We start from the raw sequence: 2223 nt of genomic DNA, 5'->3' as shown, positions 1-2223 counted from the left end.
TTGGTTGCCAGACCAGCTTTATTCTAGCACAGGAGGTTCTTTCTCTTCACTAAAGTATTTTTTATCCACCCCCAGTTGAACTGGGGGTTTTATCATGCCTATTCGGCGCCAACACAAAAAGACCTCCTGCCCCAACGGGCAGGAGGTCTTTGCTTTTATGAGGAGGAATCTTCGGCAGGCGGGCTGTCCACCGTAGCCAGCCAGGCCCCGGCTGCCATAAGCAGCAGCGCGACCAGAAAGATGGGGCTGGGTGCCTGGCGGAAAATGGCCAGCGAAAGGCCCGCCCCCAAAAAGGGCGCCACCGCGTAATAAGCGCTGGTTTTGGCCGCTCCCAGCCCCCGCTGGGCGTAGATGTAGAAAAAGATGCTGAGCCCGTAGGCCACAAACCCCAGCGCCAGCGCGCCCAGGGCCGCCAGGCCGTCGGTGAGTCGTTCCCCCTGCAGCAGGGCAATGACCAGCGAACCGCCGCCGGAACCAAATCCCTTGATCACCACAATCTGCAGCGGGTCTTTATCCGAAATGCTGCGGGTGCAGTTGTTTTCCAGCCCCCAGCAGGTGCAGGCCAGCAACACGAACACCGACCCTATCGAAAAGGAGAAACTGCCCGCATCCTCCACCGAGAGGAGAATACTGGAAAGGGTAACCAGCCCGATGGCTGCCCACAGCCGCCGGGAGATCACCTCCCCGAAGGCCAGCAGCGCGATCAGGGCCGTGGCCACGATCTCGAAGTTATTCAGCAGCGAGGCATTGGCCGCCGTGGTTTTGGTAAGGCCGATCATCAAAAAGATGGGCGCGGCAATGTCCAGCACCACCATGCCCACTGTATAAGGCAGGTCCTGCCGGGTCAGCGGGGCTTCGTGGGGGCGGGTCCCGGTACGGCGCTGGATCAGCCGCACCGCCGTCATACCTGTGCCCGCGCCCAGATAGAGCAGTGCCGCCATCATGGTGGGGGGAATATCCGCCAGCAGCCATTTGGAAAGCGGTGCGTTCAGTGCGTAAAAGGCCGCTGCCAGAACGGCCCACAGGATGGATGTTCGGTTGGATGGCATGCCACCGCCTTCTTTCTCCGGGAATTTGCCCGGGCGGAACACGGCCGGGCGTATACTTGCCAAAGAAAGTATACGGTGTACCGTTCGCTCCGTCAAGGCGGTTCACAGAGAAAAGGAAGCCGCACAATAAAGAAACGCATCCCGGGGAACATCCATCTGCAGAGCCACCCCCGGCTGCCCGGTCAGCGGGTCCACAATGCCCACCCACAGGCTGTACCGGCCGGGCGGCAGTGTTCCCACATCGTCCAGGGTCAGCCGGATGGTGTGGCTGCCGGGCCCCCAGTCGGAGAGGGGCGCCCGGATTTGCCCGGACCAGACAGTCTGCCCCGATTCCGCCCGCAGTTCCAGGGCGATGGGCCAGTCGGCATACAGCGGTGCCAGGCCGGTGTTTTCCCAGGTGAGTTCCGCCTGCCATACCGAGGAGAACACCGTCCGCCACAGGGTACACCGCCGCACGCCCAAAGTGTAGCCCATCTCGGCCAGCAGGGTGCGCAGGTTTTCCCCCTGGGCACCGGTCAGTTCGCCGTATACCGGGGCGTTTGGTCCCAGAAAGGTGGTATGGCTTTGACGGAGCAGGTCCAGCGTAGTGGCAAACTGTTTCCCCGTAAAATACCAGCCGTCTTCCTCCCGGGGAGAGAACTCACCTCCGGAGGGGGCCCGCTGCCAGAAATCCGGCATGGCAGGCAGCCATTCGCCGTTCTGGTCGGACTGATAACCGTCGGCGATCCAGGAGAGCCACTGGGTATGGGAATCCGGCAGGCCGAAGGAATCATTGTACAGTCCCAGCCCCTGTTCCTGCCCGATGGTGTAGGGCCGGCGCAGCAGCAGCTGTTCCGGCCGGAACACCGCCAGATAGTCCTGCACATAGCCGTCGGCGACCGCCTGGGTGGGGAACGGCTCAATACCGGCCCCGGTATCCACATGCCATTCTCCCCAGTGGCCCAGGCTGCCCAGTTCCCAAAAAGCCACCTGGGGGTCATCGGCATAGCGGTCCCCCAGCGCTTGAATCAGTTCCCTGTGAGCCTGCCGGAAGACGGGATTTTCATAGTCGGGGCTGAACCCTTTGCCATAGTCCCCGTCGTACCAGGTACCGGCCCCGTCCATGGCATCGTAAAGCCAGCCGGGAATATCCATGTGACTTTCCCCGGTGGGGGTGTCCGGTACCAGCCGCAGG

Annotated in this window: 2 protein-coding genes; both read right to left on the bottom strand. The window is 62.2% G+C overall.

Annotated features, from left to right (window positions below; all coding sequences use genetic code 11):
* Nucleotides 1–155: 155 nt before the first annotated feature.
* Entirely contained in the window at nucleotides 156–1049 is an 894-nt protein-coding gene (locus H6B10_RS14100; protein WP_204652183.1) for a DMT family transporter, read from the bottom strand.
* 102 nt (nucleotides 1050–1151) lie between these two features.
* Nucleotides 1152–2223 (bottom strand): DUF4832 domain-containing protein (locus H6B10_RS14095; protein WP_204652182.1); only part of this gene is annotated, 1072 nt, incomplete at its 5' end.

It is taken from the genome of Gemmiger formicilis (assembly GCF_016901605.1).
GTDB classification, from domain to species: domain Bacteria; phylum Bacillota; class Clostridia; order Oscillospirales; family Ruminococcaceae; genus Gemmiger; species Gemmiger formicilis_B.
The sequence above is the reverse complement of the archived record's forward strand: the minus strand, read 5'-3'. Positions and strand labels throughout refer to the sequence as shown.